General features: G+C 59.5%; 13 protein-coding genes and 1 pseudogene. 7 read left to right on the top strand and 7 right to left on the bottom strand.

Going from position 1 to position 16,713, the window contains the following annotated elements:
• Window positions 1-5 precede the first annotated feature (5 nt).
• From AR306_RS02525 to AR306_RS02515, 3 genes are read left to right on the top strand one after another with little or no spacing between them, the layout of a single operon-like run.
• The gene (locus tag AR306_RS02525) at window positions 6-545 is read left to right on the top strand and encodes a YfiR family protein (RefSeq protein ID WP_166627857.1); all 540 of its coding nucleotides are present in this window, start codon (window positions 6-8) and stop codon (window positions 543-545) included.
• A 15-nt stretch (window positions 546-560) separates the two neighbouring features.
• On the top strand, window positions 561-3,575 hold the full coding sequence (locus AR306_RS02520) for a response regulator (RefSeq protein WP_101495972.1): 3,015 nt from the start codon (window positions 561-563) through the stop codon (window positions 3,573-3,575).
• On the top strand, window positions 3,572-4,504 hold the full coding sequence (locus AR306_RS02515) for a diguanylate cyclase domain-containing protein (RefSeq protein ID WP_101495971.1): 933 nt from the start codon (window positions 3,572-3,574) through the stop codon (window positions 4,502-4,504). Before AR306_RS02520 ends, AR306_RS02515 begins: the two co-directional genes overlap by 4 nt.
• Window positions 4,505-4,544: 40 nt before the next feature.
• On the opposite strand, the gene AR306_RS02510 is transcribed toward AR306_RS02515, so the two are convergent.
• The 3 genes from AR306_RS02510 to AR306_RS02500 are packed head-to-tail and all read right to left on the bottom strand — an operon-like array spanning window position 4,545 to window position 10,465.
• Complete coding sequence (locus AR306_RS02510) at window positions 4,545-7,211, bottom strand: PAS domain-containing sensor histidine kinase (protein WP_101495970.1); 2,667 nt, start codon at window positions 7,209-7,211, stop codon at window positions 4,545-4,547.
• A complete protein-coding gene (locus AR306_RS02505; protein WP_101495969.1) occupies window positions 7,211-8,269 on the bottom strand; it encodes a sugar ABC transporter substrate-binding protein in 1,059 nt (352 codons plus the stop codon). The genes AR306_RS02510 and AR306_RS02505 overlap by 1 nt, the downstream gene beginning before the upstream one ends.
• A gap of 3 nt (window positions 8,270-8,272) precedes the next feature.
• Complete coding sequence (locus AR306_RS02500) at window positions 8,273-10,465, bottom strand: two-component system response regulator (RefSeq protein WP_101495968.1); 2,193 nt, start codon at window positions 10,463-10,465, stop codon at window positions 8,273-8,275.
• 215 nt (window positions 10,466-10,680) lie between these two features.
• Between AR306_RS02500 and galU the strand changes: the two genes are divergently transcribed.
• Complete coding sequence (galU, locus tag AR306_RS02495) at window positions 10,681-11,520, top strand: UTP--glucose-1-phosphate uridylyltransferase GalU (RefSeq protein ID WP_101495967.1); 840 nt, start codon at window positions 10,681-10,683, stop codon at window positions 11,518-11,520.
• A 10-nt stretch (window positions 11,521-11,530) separates the two neighbouring features.
• Here the strand turns inward: galU and AR306_RS02490 are convergent, their stop codons facing one another.
• Complete coding sequence (locus tag AR306_RS02490) at window positions 11,531-12,358, bottom strand: class I SAM-dependent methyltransferase (RefSeq protein ID WP_101495966.1); 828 nt, start codon at window positions 12,356-12,358, stop codon at window positions 11,531-11,533.
• Between the two features lie 164 nt (window positions 12,359-12,522).
• On the opposite strand from AR306_RS02490, the gene AR306_RS02485 reads away from it, so the two are divergent.
• A complete protein-coding gene (locus AR306_RS02485; RefSeq protein WP_101495965.1) occupies window positions 12,523-13,293 on the top strand; it encodes a hypothetical protein in 771 nt (256 codons plus the stop codon).
• A gap of 172 nt (window positions 13,294-13,465) precedes the next feature.
• Here the strand turns inward: AR306_RS02485 and AR306_RS02480 are convergent, their stop codons facing one another.
• The gene (locus AR306_RS02480) at window positions 13,466-14,266 is read right to left on the bottom strand and encodes a thioesterase family protein (RefSeq protein ID WP_101495964.1); all 801 of its coding nucleotides are present in this window, start codon (window positions 14,264-14,266) and stop codon (window positions 13,466-13,468) included.
• A 265-nt stretch (window positions 14,267-14,531) separates the two neighbouring features.
• Between AR306_RS02480 and AR306_RS02475 the strand changes: the two genes are divergently transcribed.
• A complete protein-coding gene (locus AR306_RS02475) occupies window positions 14,532-15,029 on the top strand; it encodes an EF-hand domain-containing protein (RefSeq protein ID WP_101495963.1) in 498 nt (165 codons plus the stop codon).
• 31 nt (window positions 15,030-15,060) lie between these two features.
• Window positions 15,061-15,474, top strand: coding sequence for a DMT family transporter (locus AR306_RS13605; RefSeq protein WP_101495962.1), 414 nt, complete (start codon window positions 15,061-15,063; stop codon window positions 15,472-15,474).
• A gap of 30 nt (window positions 15,475-15,504) precedes the next feature.
• Here AR306_RS13605 and AR306_RS02465 read toward each other — a convergent pair whose 3' ends face one another.
• The gene (locus AR306_RS02465; RefSeq protein WP_206167947.1) at window positions 15,505-16,359 is read right to left on the bottom strand and encodes a DMT family transporter; all 855 of its coding nucleotides are present in this window, start codon (window positions 16,357-16,359) and stop codon (window positions 15,505-15,507) included.
• Between the two features lie 179 nt (window positions 16,360-16,538).
• Window positions 16,539-16,700 (bottom strand): annotated as a pseudogene (locus tag AR306_RS13500) (OXA-2 family class D beta-lactamase); the annotation flags it as partial.
• Window positions 16,701-16,713 lie beyond the last annotated feature (13 nt).

The following is a 16,713-nucleotide window of genomic DNA, read 5'->3' as shown; positions in this document are numbered from 1 at the left end:
TGCCCTTGAAAGCCCTGCTGCGCTGGACGGTACTGGCACTGTTGCTGGCATGGCAGCCGCTGGCTGCCAGCGCGACAGCCACCGCTGTTACCGAATATGCAGTCAAGTCTGCCCTGTTGCTGAAACTGACCCGTTTCGTCTACCTGCCAACAGAGCAGGAGGATCGCCCGCGCCACCTTTGCATACTCGGACAAAATCCCTTTGGCGATACGCTGCAACAACTGAACCAGGCATCCGCTCCCGACCAGCAGGTCGAACTTGTCTTCCTGTCCGCTACCGAACAGGCCCCGGGCTGCAACTATGTATTCATCAGTCAGAGTGAACGCAGGCGGCTGGGCAGCATTCTCCGGCAACTTGACGGCCTGCCACTGGTAACCATTTCCGATCTCAGAGGCTTTGCCCGCAACGGAGGCATGGTCGAGTTTGCCCTGACAAACGAACAAGGCAGCCAGCTGAACATCCTCATCAATCGCAAGACAGCCAGCCGGCAAGGCATCACGTTCAACGCCCAGCTCTTGCGGCTGGCAACCCTGGTCAACGAATAACACAGAAATACGGCCATGACATTCAAGCACATTCGCAGCAAGCTTCTCCTGCTATTTTCCCTGGCTGTAACGGCCTCGGTCCTGCTGGTCCTGGCCCTGATGGTCTGGTTGCAAACGCATCTGATCCGCGCCGAATGGCAAGCCTCGCTGCAGGCCCAGGCCAGCCTGATTGCCCACAACAGCCAGGCCGCCATCGACTTTCAGGACCCGCGAGAGGCCAGCCGCCTGCTGCATTCACTGGAAAACAACCCGGCCATTCTGCAAGCCAGCTTCTACACCGATAGCAACCGCATCCTGTTTGCCCGTTATCAGTCACCCCGACTGGCCGCAGATTTCGAGCTCACCGATGCACCACAGCGTTCCGGAGAAACCTTCAGGTTCAGCGATAACCGGCTGCTGGTCTGGGCCCCCGTTCCGGGTGACAGCAATGAGGCATATCTGGAAATCATCGGCAGCCTTGCACCGATGCAGCACGCCATCCGGCAAATGGCCCTGAAAACGGCGCTGTATCTGTCCGCACTGCTGATCATTTTGCTACTGTTCGCCAACCAGGCGGCCCGCCGCATGGCCTCGCCACTGCAGGAAATGAGCCGGCTGACCAGCGCCATGGCGGACAACCCGCAACTGGCTGACCGCATCCACGTCACCGGCGAAGACGAACTGGCGCAACTGGGCAGCAGCCTCAACCACATGATCGACTCGCTGCAAACCCGTGACCGGGAGCTGGAGCGCTATCGCCAGGGACTGGAAGAACAGGTTGAGCAGCGCACCCGCGAGCTGGTCGTGGCGGTGGATGCCGCCAACGAGGCCAGCCGGGCCAAATCCGACTTTCTGGCCCGCATGAGCCACGAAATCCGCACACCAATGAATGCCATTGTCGGGCTTGGCCAGCTGTTGCTGAACAGCGGCCTGAACGAGCACCAGCGCCAACAGCAAGAGCAGGTGCTCTCTGCCTCGGACATGCTGCTCGGCCTGATCAACGACATCCTCGACTACTCGCGGATCGAGGCGGGCAAGCTGGAAGTGGAACACATCCCCTTTGCACTGGAGCAGATCTTCCGTGATGTTTCCAGCCAGCTGGCCCTGCGCGCCCAGCAGCGCGGGCTGGAGCTGCTGTTGCATCAGGCTGCCGATGTTCCCGAACGCATTTACGGTGATCCACTGCGTCTGCGCCAGGTACTGATCAACCTGATCAGCAACGCCATCAAGTTCACCGAAACGGGCGAAGTGGTAGTACGAGTCGAGCGCATTTCAGCTCCTGACAGCAAACATGACAGGCTGCGCTTCAGCGTGCGGGATACCGGCATGGGCATTCCGTCCGAAAAACTGGAAACCCTGTTCACCCCTTTTACCCAGGTTGACGGCAGCATGACCCGCCGTTTTGGTGGCAGCGGCCTTGGGCTGGCGATCTGCGACCAGCTGGTTGGCCTGATGGGTGGCACTATCAGCGTCGACAGCCAATTCGGTATCGGCAGCACCTTCACCTTCGACATTCCTTGTGATATCGCCAGCGAGCGGCGTGCTCACCAGCAAGCGTCCGGTTACACGCTCAAACAACAACGGGCACTGATCATTGATGACAACGCCAGCGCCCGCGACATTCTGCAAGCCATGCTGGAAGAGCTGGGCATGCGCACAGAAACGGCAGACAGCGGAGAGCAGGGCTTGCACATGCTGCAGCAGGCCAGCGCTGCCGGCGATCCGTTCCAGCTAATCTTGCTTGACTGGCTGATGCCGGGCATGGACGGCATTGAAACTGCCCGCCACATCAACAGCAGCCTGCACAACCAGGCCCCGGCCATCCTGATGGTCACCGCTGGCAGCTACGAAAAGCTGTTCGGGCTGGTTGACAATGTCGGCTTGAAACACATCCTGACCAAGCCGGTCAACCGCTCCGCGCTGCAGGAAAGCATTCTTGAAAGCATGGGCCTGAGCCGGGCCAGCCTGCCACCGGCTACGCAGGAAGCATCCACAGTCCATGATTTCAGCCCCATCCGTCATGCCCGTATTTTGCTGGTGGATGATGTCGAGCTGAACCGCCTGGTTGCACTGGCTCTACTGGAAGAGACCGGCATACAGGTTGATACCGCCGAGCACGGCCTGCAGGCCATCGCCATGGTCGAAGAAAACGACTATGACCTGGTGTTGATGGATATCCAGATGCCGGAGATGGATGGCCTGACCGCCACCCGCGAAATCCGTAAGCGGCCACACCTGCACAACCTGCCTATTCTGGCCATGACTGCCCACGCCCGCGCCAGTGACCGCGAACTGAGCCTTGAGGCCGGCATGAATGACCACCTAACCAAACCGGTCAATCAGGACATTCTCTACCGGGCACTGCTGCAATGGATTCCACACCGTACTGCCGATGATGCCCGGCCCACGACACCAGCCGGGCCCGCCGATGCAGTGGCCGCCGCATCGGTTCTGCCGCCGCTACCGGGCGTAGATACCGCCAAAGGGCTGACTCACACCATGAACAAGCCCGAGCTGTACCGGCGCATCCTGGAGCGCTTCCCCGGCGAATTTGCGGCCAGCGCAGAAGCTATTACCCAGTCCATTGCCATGCAAGACTGGCCATTGGCCCGCCGTTTGGCCCATTCACTCAAGTCGGGCGCTGCCACCATCGGGGCCGATGCACTGGCCACAATGGCACTGGCCGCCGAGCAACAACTGGCGCAACAGCACGCGCCGGATGACACGCAGCTGGGTGCATTAGCTGCCGAACTGGACCGGCTTTGCCAGCTATTCACTATGCTGCAGCCGGAACATCCCGCCCCGGGCACAGAGACAGCCCAGGTTACCGGCAGGCTGCCAGAGTTGATAGACCAGTTGCACAGCCTGCTTGACAGTGATGACGCCCGGGCCCTGACCGTGCTGGACAGCTTGCAGGAGCATCTGGCCGGCATGGCTACTGTCAGCACAACCCTGATCGAGCTGCGCGATCATATTGAAGACATCGAATACGAGGCCGCACTGAACCTGCTGCCACGGCTACGCCAGTTAGTGCAGGAGCTATCCGCATGATCAATTTGCAACCCCAGACTTTTACGCTGCTGATCGTGGATGATGAAAAACAGAACCGGCTACTGCTCACCGAGCTGTTTCGTGATGAACACAAAATCATCCTGGCCAAGCATGGCGAACAGGCCATCAAACTGGCCAATGAACACCTGCCAGACCTGATTCTGCTGGATGTACTGATGCCCGGCATGGACGGGCTGGCCACCATTCGCGAACTCAAGCGCAACGATGCCACCCGGAATATCCCGGTAATGTTCATCACCGGTCTGAACTCGCCGGATGACGAAGAGCAGGGGCTGAACCTGGGGGCGGCCGACTACATCGGCAAACCTTTTCATACTGCCGTGGTCCGCGCCCGGGTACGCAATCAGTTGCAGATCGTGCATCAGCGCCGCCTGCTCGAACAACTGGCCTCGCTTGACGGCCTGACCGGCATACCCAACCGCCGGCATTTTGACCAGGCATTCGAACGTGAATGGGCACGCTGCCAGCGTTCGGGACACCCCATCTCGCTGATCATGGCCGATGTTGATCACTTCAAGAACTACAATGACACCCTGGGTCACGCCGCCGGCGACCGGGTCCTGCAGGATATCGCCACCCTGCTGAGCACCTGCATTCAGCGCCCCGCCGATGTGGTCGCGCGCTATGGAGGAGAGGAGTTTGTCATTCTGTTGCCGGAAACCCCCGCAGCGGAGGCGCAACAGATTGCACAGCGCATACTGGAGCGCCTCAGCACAAAAAATACGCCCCACCCACAGTCGGCAACCGCTCCGCACATTACCCTCAGCCTCGGCGGCGTCAGCTTCACGCCCTGCCGCAACGAGCCGGATAGCGCGGTACTGGAACAGGCCGACGCGGCCCTGTATCAGGCCAAGGCACAAGGCCGCAATCGCTGGGTCTGGGCTGACGTCCCGAGCACCAGCAGCTGAGCGATAGCGGTAGATGCAAGTATCAAAAATCGCAGAAGCCTTAATATTGCGGTGCCACCACCGGCAATATCAGGGTAAAACAGGTACCCTCATCCGGGTTGCTGCGCACTTCGATGCGACCGCCCAGCAGGCCGGTGACCAGCGTGTATACAATATGCAGGCCCAGCCCTGAGCCCCCCTTGCCCAACTGGGTGGTGAAAAAGGGATCAAAAATCTTTTTTTGCTGCTGCTCCCCGATCCCGACGCCATCATCACAGACCGTGATATGCACGTTCTCCCCCTCCATCAGGCAGCCCAGACGAATGATCCCTTGCTCCCGGCCTATAAAGGCGTGGGTCAGCGCATTATTGATCAGGTTGATCAGGACTTGCCCCAGCGGGCCGGGGTAACTGTCCAGCACCACGTCTTCACTCAGCTCGTTACGCAAGATGAAAGGCGTCTTGCGCAATGTCGGTTGCAACGTGGTGACGATTTCATGGCTGAGGGTCCTGAGCCCGAACGGGCGGCGCTGATAACTGGTCTGATCGACGGCCAGTTGCTTGAAGCTGCTGATCAGCTCGGCCGAGCGGGCCAGATTACGTTCGATGATCTGGCTGCCATCCCTGACTTCATTGAGGAAATCCTGCAACGCACTGCGGGTCAGCCCCTGCTGCATCCCCTGCTCCAGCTGTTTACGGGCGAAGTCGAAGGATGTTGCCACCATCAGCGCGTTGCCAATAGGGGTATTCAGCTCGTGTGCAACTCCAGCCACCAGCGCCCCCAGCGAGGCCAGCTTCTCGCTTTGCAGCAACTCTTCCTGGGCGCGCTGCAGATTGTCGAGGGTTGCGCTCAGCTCGGCCGTGCGTTCAGCCACCCGTTTTTCCAGGGTGGTATTGAGTTCCATGATCTTCTGTTCTTGCTGCCGCCGCCCGGTGATGTCCAGCTCGATGCCATCAAATACCAGATAGCCATTAGGCAGTCTCCTTGGTGACGAAATCAGTAACATCCAGCGGTGTTCGCCATCCGGCCGGATAATTTCGGTCTCCATGCGGAAGGTTTTCATTTCAGCGATGCACTCTGCTTCATAGGCAGCCATGCTCTCGGCATCAATAATGAATTGCTCGTATACCCGTTGCGCATCGGCCAGGGCCTGCTCCACGTTGATGCCATGCAGCTGTTCCACACCCCGGCTGACGTAGGTGAAGCGGCGGTGCTCTCCATTGAAACCACACTCGATCCGATACACCATGCTATCCGGGATGCTGTCACTGATGACCTGCAACTGTTGCTGGCTTTCCAGCAACGACGCTTGGGCCTCTTTCAGGGAGGTCACATTGATGTGGGCACCGACCGTCAGCGCCGTCGGTTTGCCATCGGCATCGGGCAGCGTCCGGCCGCGCGACGAAATCCAGACCCAGCTGCCATCGGCATGCCGCATGCGGAATTCGTTCTCATATAGTTGCATGGTGTCACCGGCCAGATAGTCGGCAAACTTGCGTACCGCTTCGTCCCTGTCCTCCGGATGCAGCAGTTCGTCCCAGACCACCTGCAGGTCTGTAATGCCGGCAAACTCGGCCATGTCGCGCCCCAGCATACTGAAGTATTCGGCACCACACCACAATGCCTGTTGTTGCGCATCCCACTCCCAGACACCGGTATCAGATGCCTTGATCAGGGCCTTAAAACGCTCACTTTCCTGCAATGCCGCCTGTTCAACCCGTTTTCTGGCAGTGATGTCCTGACGCGCTCCGATCATTTTAAGTGGCCGGCCATTCTCGTCCCGCTCAGTCACCATCCCGTTGTCACGCACCCAGACCCAGTCTCCGTTCTTGTGCAGTGCACGCGTTTCGCTGATGTAACGTTCAGTCTGTCCGTTCAGGTGGGCCCAGACTCGTGCCGCATTATCTTCCACTTCACCAGGATGGGTCAGCCGGCGCGCAGTATCGCTGGTGATTGGCTCCAGCTCTTCCAGCCGGTAACCCAGCATTTCTGCCCAGTGCTCATCAAGGGTGACCTGGTTGGTAGCCAGATCCCACTCCCAGATGGCGCAGTCAATGGCATTCAGTACAAAACCCAGACGCCGCTCGCCCTCAGCGCGTTCATGTGCAAGTTTACGCACGGGCAAGGCAAAGTGACGGCTGATAAAGTGTGTTGCCAGCATGCCAACACCCAGCAGGGCGACCAGCAGCAGCAGGACATACAACAAACCCTCGACCAGAGCACTATGGGTGCCAGTCTCGCTGATGCCCAGCAGCAGCACCCCCTGCAAGCGATTATCGAAGCCGCCACGGTAGGCCATGCCCACCTCGCGCACGCGCTCTTTTCCTTCTGTCAGCCGCCGGTTCAGCAAGGTATCCGGATGATCGAGCAGAGCGCGGAAAAATTCCTGTCCGGCTTCTTTGTCCTGCGGCGTTTCGAGAAGCTGTCCGCTACTGGCCACGACCTCGCCAGCGGGGTTCAGCAAACGGATATAGGACAGATCCTGATATTTATCCTGCAACTCACCGATCAGCAATCGCATCCGGTGGGTACCACTAAAGCTGACCTTGCCCAGCGAGTCCGCCAGCACGCTGGTCACCAGCCCGGCCAACCGGTTCTGCTCGCGTTCCATCGCCTTGTGGAAATACCAGCCGGTTGCGACCATCACACCCAGCATCAGGCCAAGAATCAACAATCCGTACGCCAGCGCGAGGCGCCGGTCGATATTGCCGTAATCGTCACGTTCCATCAGTCACCTTCCCTGAGCCGGTTTTGCCACTGTCTGGATGTCGAAGGCCAAGGTTTGGTAAAGCTCGGCGGCAAACTGCCTTGCCAGCCCGGATAGAGTTCCAGGGTTTCCATCGTCACCGGAAAAGCCGGAATGATCACCTGTCGCGGCACTGCCTCGCCCTGCAACACCCGATATGCATGCTGCAGGGCAGTGCCGCCCATCAGGGCACAAAACTGGGCACTGTCAATCCGGGTCAGGTTGCCGTCACGAATGTTGTCTACCGAGCCCGGATCGCCATCCACCGTGGCGTGGATGATTTCGCTACGGCCGGCAGCAACCAGCGTCTCCACCAGGCTCAGGCCGGCACCGTTGTTGACGGTAAACACCACATCAACACTGCCCTTGTCCGGAAAATCCCGCAGCAGATCCCGCGCAGCCTGCACACCCTCTTGCGGTTGTACGGCCTGGTAGCTTTGCAGGATGTGGTAATCCACCCCGGCCGCCTGCAGCCCGTCAAGAAAGCCATTGACCCGCTCAACGGTTGACGACACCAACGGGTATTCGACCAGCACCAGCCGCAGCGGCCGCTGCCGGGCAAACAGCGATGCAATATACTCGCCACCCAGATAGCCGGCCTGGTGGTTGTCCGACGTGACATAGGAGGCCAGTACGCCACCACTGATGTACTGGTCATAAGCGACTACCGGAATACCGGCCAGGTTGGCCCGCTGCAGTGGTTCAATCAACGCGGCGTTGTCAGTCGGCTGCACGATGATGATATCCGGAGGGTTGTTGTCCACCATCATCCGCATTTGCCAGATTTGCCGCTCAATTCCCTCGCTGCCATCGCCTGCGACCATGGTGTGCAACCGCACCCCACGCTGGCCGGTAGCCCGCGCCTGCTGGTTGATGCGCTCGGCTTCCTGCTCCAGCCCGCGCCGCATGACCTGCTGGCTGGCAATGGTGTCCGACCAGTAGAGCACACCGACCTGCCAGGGTTCGCTCCCGGATGCAGACGCATGGACGCTGACCGACAACAATAGCCAACAGGCTATCCGGCGCATGTGCCAGCGCATTGCCTAGCCTCCGGCCCGGGCTTCCAGCCAGGAGCTAAAGTCGGCCTCGGACATGGGGCGGGCAAACAGATAACCCTGTCCATCCTGGCAACCGGATGCCAGCAGGGCCGCGCACTGGCTTTCCGTTTCAATGCCCTCGGCAATGGTTTTCAGCTGCAGGTGATCAGCCATGGCGATGATGGTTTCTACCATGCTGAAACTGCCGCTACTTTCCTCGCCACTGACAAAACTGCGGTCAATTTTCAGACGGTTCAGATGGAGCCGCTGCAGCACACTGAGAGACGAGTAGCCGGTACCAAAATCATCCATGGCAATCTCGATGCCCTCGGCCTGGATCTGCTCCAGCTTGGCTTTGAGACGTTCAAAGTTCTCAATCGCCACCGACTCGGTCAGCTCAAGCTCGAGCTGGTAGCCGGGCACCCCGGCTTCACGCAAGATGCGTAACAGATTGCCGACAAAGCTCGGTTCGGCAAACTGCGCATGGGAAATATTCACCGCCACACGGAAATCAGGTGCCACACGTCCATTCATTGCCGCACGCCAGTTCAGTGCCGTGCGCAGCACCCATTCACCAATGGCAATCATCAGGCCCGACTGCTCGGCAATCGGAATGAACACATCCGGCGCAATGAACTGGCCATCGGGCGTGCGCCAGCGCAACAGGCATTCGGCCCCCACCACCTCGCGGTCGTGCAGGCGAATGAAGGGCTGGTAATACAGCTCAAGATGCTGTTCGGACAGGGCGCTGCGCAGCATCTGCAGCATGTTGATGCGGTCCCGTGCGGCGCGGCTTTGCTCGGCGCGGAAGTAGAGGGATTTACCCCGCAACAGGCGTTTCGCCTGTTTCAGGGCAGCACCGGCATTTTTCAACAACTCGGCACCGCATTTGCCATCGGTCCGTACCAGCCCGCTGGTGGCTGACAGACGCAGCGACTCGCCATTGGAAATGGCGAAGGGCTCGGCAAACAGCGCTTCAATCACCTGCGGGTTGACTTCGGCTTCGGTACCGTAAAGCCCGAACAGGTTGCTGGCCAGCCGCGCCACCATAGTGTCGTCAGATGTGCGCTCACCCAGTCGTGCCGCCACCGCTTGGAGGACGGCATCGCCAAAATTCTCGTCGAGAATATTGTTGATGTCGGCAAAGTTGTCCAGATCGATCAGGGCCAGGGTTCGCCCTTCTGCCTGCTCCTGCTCCAGCATCCTGAGCAGGGCATTGCGGTTGGGCAGGCCGACCAGCGTATCCTGAAAGGCCAGGGTTTCGATGTCCAGATACAGCTGCAAATTTTCGAAAGCCGCCGACATGTTGCTGCAAAACACCTTCAATAGCTGCTGCTCGATGCTGTCCAGTTCACGCTCGATGTTAAGGTAGGCCGCCAGCGCCTGGCCCTCGGTGCCGCCCAGAAACAGGCTCAGCTCGCCATCAAGCAAGTGCCGGCGCTGCACCAGGCTTTGCTCGAGACGGGTCCGCATGCCGGAATTGGGCAGGTCGTGCAGGGGCATGCCCACCCAGTCACTGTACCGGCCAGCAGCCGCCAGCACATAAGGCTGTTGCGTCGAGGGCCGGATGGCGGCACAAACCAGGCTGTCACAATCAACTCTGAGCAAGGCACACAGCTGGGTCAGCAGGCCACGGGAAAACTGGTGCAGGCCGGACGGACGCCCCAGCTCGCGGGCAGCATCAAGTATCTTTTCCAGCCCGGAACGACTTGCCTCGATCTGCCTGATCTGGGCATACGAACGGATGGCCATGGTCATGCTGCTGAACAGCCGGGTCTGGGTCAGTTCGCTCTTGGTGCGATAATCATTGATATCGTAATTCTGGATGGTACTGATTTCAGGTGCATAGCCCGGCTGGCCAGTGCGCAAGACAATGCGCAAACTGGTATCCCGCAGCTCTTCGCGGATGTAGCGCACCAGCTCCAGCCCCGCATCTTCACGCTCCATCACCACATCAATGACTGCAACCGCAAAAGGCGGGCTTTGCTGCAAAATCTTGCGGGCTTCGGCATCGCTGTAGGCATGGGTAAAGGCCAGGGTACCGCCTTCAAAGCGAAGGTTGCGCAAAGCCATTTCAGTGGCGGCATGGACATCCGGCTCGTCATCAACCAGCAGCACCGGCCAGACGGCCTGCTCTTCGTACGACTCTGCGACTGTCTCATCGTCAAGGAATACCAGTACGTCCTTATCAGCAGCCATTACCCGATCCTTGTTTGAATTATTACAAGCATATAATTATTGTTCTCAGTCATGCCGCACTGATTCGAATCAGTTTTTTAGTGATATACCATACTGGGCACGTACCGTATTTTCAAACGGTTATTATTCTTAAAGATGGAAGCGACAACCATTGACCAGAGGCAATAAACGCCCGTATTGGTTATACTCCCGCGATCATTTTCAGGACCCCCGCCATGATCAAGAAATGCCTGTTCCCCGCTGCCGGTTACGGCACCCGCTTTCTGCCCGCCACCAAGGCCATGCCCAAGGAAATGCTGCCCATCGTCAACAAGCCGCTGATCCAGTACGGCGTGGAAGAGGCCCTTGAGGCCGGCATTCATGACATGGCCATCGTCACCGGCCGCAACAAGCGGGCCATCGAGGACCACTTTGATATCAGCTACGAGCTGGAATCGCAAATCGAGGGTACCGACAAGGAGGATTACCTGCGCGGCATCCGCCACCTGATGGACAACTGCACCTTTTCCTACACCCGCCAGGTGGAAATGAAAGGCCTGGGTCACGCCATCCTCACCGGCCGCCGCCTGATCGGCGACGAGCCCTTTGCCGTGGTACTGGCCGATGACCTGTGCCTGAACCTAGGCAGTGACGGTGTGCTCGGCCAGATGGTACAACTGTACAAGCAGTTCCGCTGCTCGATTGTGGCCGTACAGGAAGTGCCGTCCGCAGACATCCACCAATACGGCGTGATCGCCGGCGAGATGATTCGTGACGACATCTACCGCGTCAACACCATGGTGGAAAAACCCAAGGCCGAGGACGCGCCATCCAACCTGGCAATCATTGGCCGCTATATCCTGACACCGGACATCTTCGAACTGATCGAGGAAACCGAACCGGGCAAGGGCGGCGAGATCCAGATCACCGACGCGCTGATGAAACAGGCCCAGCGCGGCTGCGTGCTGGCCTACAAATTCAAGGGCACCCGCTACGACTGCGGCAGCGGCGAAGGCTTCATGGAGGCCACCCAGTTCTGCTACGACAACCTGTACCTGAAAGGGCTGTCCTACTGACAGCTGCCGGTCAGCGCCGCATCCGCTTGTCCAGATACAGATGGCCAACCAGATCGCGGCTGCGGCTGCTGACCTTGCCACCCTTCGCCCGCTCCCTCAGCAGCTGCAACAACTGCTGGCACTGTTCATCACTGGCACCATCACGCCATAGCCAGCTGGCATAGCGCTGCAGTATGTAGTCCGGATCATGGCTGGACGTGCCGCTGCGTTCCTCAAACGCCAGCTGCGGAAAATACCCCCACTGATACAGCAGGTTGAACAGGTTATAGAGGCCATCGGCGCTCTTGCTGCCCACCGGCCTGCGCGGCAGGCCGAGCTCGTCCTGCAGCTCGCCAAGCAGGCTGTCTTCACGGTGTGCATAGGAACAAACATAGAAACCGCTGCGGCTGGTCGCCAGCGCCTTGCGCAACATGGCCGTGCCGGACAGGGCCGGACTCATGTAGAGGAACACCAGATCGAACGCCTCTTCCCAGCCCAGCTGGTACAGATCCACCGCCTCCCAGGATGAATGCAGCAGCACATCCGCCTGCCCTGCCAGTCCGGCCGCCTGCAGCTTCTGCTGCGTGTGACGCAGCATGTTGGCGGAGATTTCCACCCCGCTGACCCGCGCCCCGCGACGGGCAAACTCCAGCAGGTGACGGCCACCGCCAAAGCTGATCTCCAGCACTGCCTGCCCGCTCAGCTCGTGATGCTGCAGTACCGTCTGCAGGGCCACGTCCGTTGCGGAAACGGTAAACCGGCTGACCTCGTCCGCGCGGCGGTCCCAGGTCTGCTCGCTCAGGGCCAGATCGGGCTGATGGCTGTCCAGCAGCCCGGCAAAATACTGTTGAAGGTTCATGCGTTACTCCTGCCATGCTTGCCGGAACATGCCGGCGTGGTCTGCACATGCTAGCAGCTGTCTGCGTGAAGGGGCTTGCCCCTGAGAGAATCCTCGACTGGTCGTTACGAGAATCTGCCATTCAGGCTAAAATCCTGCCTATCCCGATTCCATGGAAACCCAGCATGCCCCAAGCCTTCCAGTTCACCAGCAGTGGCAACAACTACAGGGCAAGGCACCTGAACCTGTTTGTCCATGGTTACTTGTCGGCCAGCGACGAGCGTGACCGCAGCCGGCTGCTGCGCTGCGTACCCCCGTTGCCGGACGACGAGGATGCCTTCTGGGACTCGGGCTCCATGCGCGAGGTCTGGATCAAGGTGTTGCAGGGTGCCGCCGGCAGTTTCGGACTGAGCAAACTGGGACTGGCCCGTGGTGTGGCAGTGGCCGCGTTTGGCGGCTACCGTCATTACAGCAGCAAAAAAAGCCAGACCCGCAACCTGGCACTGGCCCTGCTGCCCGAGCTGCAGGCATATGCCCGCCAGCACTACCCCGACCTGCAAAGCATCAGTCTGTACGGCCACTCCCTTGGCGCCCGGCTGCTGATTGAGGCCTTGCTGGCCGGCACCCCAGCCGACAGTCTGTCGATCCTCGAGCTGGTCTTCATGGGCGGTGCCCGCGCATTGAGCAATGGCGAACAGGAACAGATACTGCCGCAGGTTCGTGAGCGCGTCTGCAATTTCTACTCAAGGTCCGACCGGGTACTGATGGTGCGCCCAACCACCGGCAAGTACATCGGTCGTCACCCGCTACCCGAACCGCTATTGCCGGCCCCGGCACACGTCATCAACCGCGATCTGGATATCGGCCACACCGACTACTGGTACATTCTCTACAGCATCCTGCAGCAGGTGCGCGGACGCGATGTCACGCAGTCAAAGCCGAGTGATGACGAGTAATGACGGGGCAGGCAGTGTTGTCAGGGCGGCATTAGTACTGTCATTCCGCGCGTAACGCAGTGGAGTCGCGGAATCCAGTCTTTTGGATCCTGCGATTGCGCCTTGCGCAACGCAGGATAGCAGCCATGGCAAGCTGGCCTGCCACCCGGCGCCATTGGCATAACAGCCCCGGTTAGCGTGGCCGGCGCATGGTCAGGGTCTGCTCGCTGCGACCAAAGGGTCCCAGCTCGTCATGCAGCACCGAGCTGGTCAGGCCGACACCATCGCTGCCGAACTGCTGGCGGGTTTCCAGCCCCAGCCACTCGCCCTGCGGCATGCGCAGCAGACTGATGTTCAGGTCCACATTGGGGAAGATCCATTCGTTCGGCATGGCCCTAGCCGCCACACCATTGGCGGTATCCACCATACCCATCAGCCGGACAAAGGCTGATGTCGGCTCGCCCTCAACCATCTCCAGATCATTCTTCAGCCACACCCGGCCATGGCCCGGACGGTGCTGTTCAATAATTGTTTTCAGTTGCAGGCTACGAATATAGCCACCACCCCAGGCACTGAACGCTGGCCAATCCTGCATCTGTTCAGGCGGCGGCATGTGCGGGTCCTCCAACCCCTGCGACTTGCTGCTGTCACAGGTTTGCAGACGCCAGACATTGGCCACTATGCAGGCCTGCCCGCCGGACAGCATACGCACCTCAACCAGCTCGATGGTGCGTCCGGGGCGCAACATGCGGGTTTCCACCGTGAAAGGAGAAAAATGAATCATCCCCCAGATGTCCAGATTGATCCGCGCCGAGCGCAATTCCGGCCGCGGGCAAAACAGCTCCAGCTCGCGACAGAGAATGCCGGTAGCCGGCGCCATGTGCTGCTCCTGCGGGTTCCATACCCCCTGGGCGTGTTCTGTTGGCGCATATTCGGCGCGCGTTACCCCTTGCTCATCCTGCGTACGGCTGAGCAGACGATAGTAAGAAGACAAGATGCATTCCTCGTTTTTAGTTGTAGTTATTCATTTGCGTAGCTATGCAAGACCATGGCAGTGCAACACATCCTTGCAAACAATCTCATGCTGATTGTCCTGCAACAGGGTACGAAAAAATCCCGCTGCCGGCACTGTTATTTCCATCGTCAGGATCATAACCATCTGCATGATCACTGTTTAAGGTTTGCTTAAGCATGCACTGGCATACTGTTCACAACTAAAAAACAATCATCAACTAAGGGTTCAGACCCGGGAGTAGCGCATGAAGAATATGAAATTCCTGATCACCCCCTTGCTGGCCGGTTTGCTGGCAGTCACTGGCGGTCAGGCCTTTGCGGCAGACCAGACAGCCCAGCGCGGCCAGGGCCAGAAAATGGGCCAGCAACAGCAAGGCCAGAGCATGAAGCAAAAATGGCAGGAACGCCGCGACATGAAAAAAGGCCGCAACCAGGACCAGCGCAAGGATGCTAAACGCAACATACAGGGCAATATGCCAGCCTTTGCCGACTTTGATCTGAACGGCGATGGCAAGATCACTGAAGCCGAGTTCACCGAAACACGCACCGCCCGTATCAGCCAGCGCGCCCAGGACGGTCGTCAGATGCGCGGCCTGACCGACGCACTCTCATTCGAGGAGCTGGACACCAACGGGGACGGCAGCATTTCACCCGCAGAGTTCGCCGCCGCGAAAAAGCTGCATCAGCAGCAATCCGGCAAACAGCAAGGCCGTCGCGGTAGCGGACAAGGCCGCGGGCAGTAAAGAGTAATGGGACGCCAGCCACTGAACAGGGTTGCTGGCGCACAAGGCGAGTGATGCCGCCTTCCGGCAGTCCGGCCCGGGACAAGGCAGGACCGGGCTGCCGGCCATTTTATACCCTCACAGCTACGCCGCTGCAAAAGCGGCAGCAACCCATAAAGCACCCTACCCGCCAGGCCGCTCACAGCCGCCCAGTCCAGCCGCTGCGCTGGCACTGGGCACGCTTGGTGTCGTCAATACGGCCGTGCTGTTGCTACTCTACCTGTATGCGTTGCAACGCATTTCGGCCAGCACCTGCAGCGGCTTCATCGCACTGGAACCTGTGTATGCCATCAGCTTTGCCGCCCTGCTGTTTGGCGATCCGGTCACCCCATGGATTCTGGTCAGCATGGCGCTCATCATCGGTGCGTCGCTGATCCTGTTACGGATTGAACAGAAAGCGCACTAGCTGATCAGGCATCACCACGGATGGCGGCAGCTAGCGTCGTTCCTGTCTGATCACCAGTGCTATGCCGGCCAGTACCACCAGCGCCGATATCGCCTCCTGCAAACTGACCGTCTCTCTCAGGACAACAGCACCAAAAATCGCACTCAATACCGGCACACTGAGCTGGACCGCACCAGCGGTAATCGCCGCCATGCGCACCCTGACCCAGTACCAGAGCGCATAGCCGACACCGGAAGCCAGGCTGCCTGACAACAGCGCATAGAGTCCCCCTGCAACATCCAGACTCAGGCTGCGATACTGTACGGCAAGCAGCAATAACGCCAGCGGCAGAGTCAGAATGAAACTCAAGGCGGTACCGACAACGGGCGAGTCCCCCTGCTTGCCCAGTAACGAAAAGCCGCCCCAGGCAAAGCCGGCCAGTGCCATCAACAGGGCCGCGCTCAAAGACGGTGCAGCCGCGCCCGGCGACAGAAACAATACCAGCCCGCCCAGCGCCAATATCAGCCCCGTGATACTGGTACGCTCACCCCGCCACAGCCCGTAACCAATCATCAACAGTTGCGCCGCGGCAAATAGCACCAAAGCCCCGGCTCCGGTACTGATATGCCGGTAGGCAAAGGAAAATGCTGCCGCATAGACGAACAGCAACAACGCCGACAGCCAGTCCGTCTTGCCGGTTTTCAGCGGCTGCCGGCCGGCCAGCGCAATCAGCGACAAAGTCACGGCACCGGACAGGATGCGGATGACAGTGAAAGAGGCGGCATCAATGCTGGTCGTCTGGAAAGCCAGCCGCGCCAGCAACGAATTGGCGGCAAAGGCCGTCATGGTCAGGCAGGTCAGCAGCAGGACAAGCCAGACAGGGCTGGCGGTAACACGCGCAGGCATGGATCGGGCCTTGATGGGAGTGATAGAGCGAAACAAGCGCATTGTGCGGGCTGCAGCAGGAAAGTAAATGCGCCAAAGGGGGAGGCCGCACATCCTGAGCGGTAAAACACATGGTATAAACACCGGTACCTTCCCGCCCAGCGAAGGGAGCCATGACAGCTACAGCAATGACCGCCCTCTACCCGGCCGTCCCGGCCGGTCTTGGCACGCACAATCCAGTCACGGCCCGCCTCGACAATCAGGGTGTCTTTGGCCCGCTACTGGTGGGCTTCGGCAAATGGCTGCCGGTTGTGGTACAGCCGTCGCAAAAATCCCACCTGCTCCCATGCGGAAATGGCCAGCAGCCCAAGCAGG

It is taken from the genome of Thiopseudomonas denitrificans (assembly GCF_002866065.1).
GTDB classification, from domain to species: domain Bacteria; phylum Pseudomonadota; class Gammaproteobacteria; order Pseudomonadales; family Pseudomonadaceae; genus Thiopseudomonas; species Thiopseudomonas denitrificans.
This window is presented reverse-complemented; position numbering and strand designations above follow the sequence as displayed.

Coding starts and splice junctions, on each gene's coding strand:
- AR306_RS02510 (WP_101495970.1), bottom strand. CDS start 7,211: ATGGAACGTGACGATTACGGCAATATCGACCGGCGCCTCGCGCTGGCG.
- AR306_RS02465 (WP_206167947.1), bottom strand. CDS start 16,359: ATGCCTGCGCGTGTTACCGCCAGCCCTGTCTGGCTTGTCCTGCTGCTG.
- AR306_RS02490 (WP_101495966.1), bottom strand. CDS start 12,358: ATGAACCTTCAACAGTATTTTGCCGGGCTGCTGGACAGCCATCAGCCC.
- AR306_RS02500 (WP_101495968.1), bottom strand. CDS start 10,465: ATGGCTGCTGATAAGGACGTACTGGTATTCCTTGACGATGAGACAGTC.
- AR306_RS02520 (WP_101495972.1), top strand. CDS start 561: ATGACATTCAAGCACATTCGCAGCAAGCTTCTCCTGCTATTTTCCCTG.
- AR306_RS02485 (WP_101495965.1), top strand. CDS start 12,523: ATGCCCCAAGCCTTCCAGTTCACCAGCAGTGGCAACAACTACAGGGCA.
- AR306_RS02505 (WP_101495969.1), bottom strand. CDS start 8,269: ATGCGCTGGCACATGCGCCGGATAGCCTGTTGGCTATTGTTGTCGGTC.
- AR306_RS02515 (WP_101495971.1), top strand. CDS start 3,572: ATGATCAATTTGCAACCCCAGACTTTTACGCTGCTGATCGTGGATGAT.
- AR306_RS02475 (WP_101495963.1), top strand. CDS start 14,532: ATGAAGAATATGAAATTCCTGATCACCCCCTTGCTGGCCGGTTTGCTG.
- galU (WP_101495967.1), top strand. CDS start 10,681: ATGATCAAGAAATGCCTGTTCCCCGCTGCCGGTTACGGCACCCGCTTT.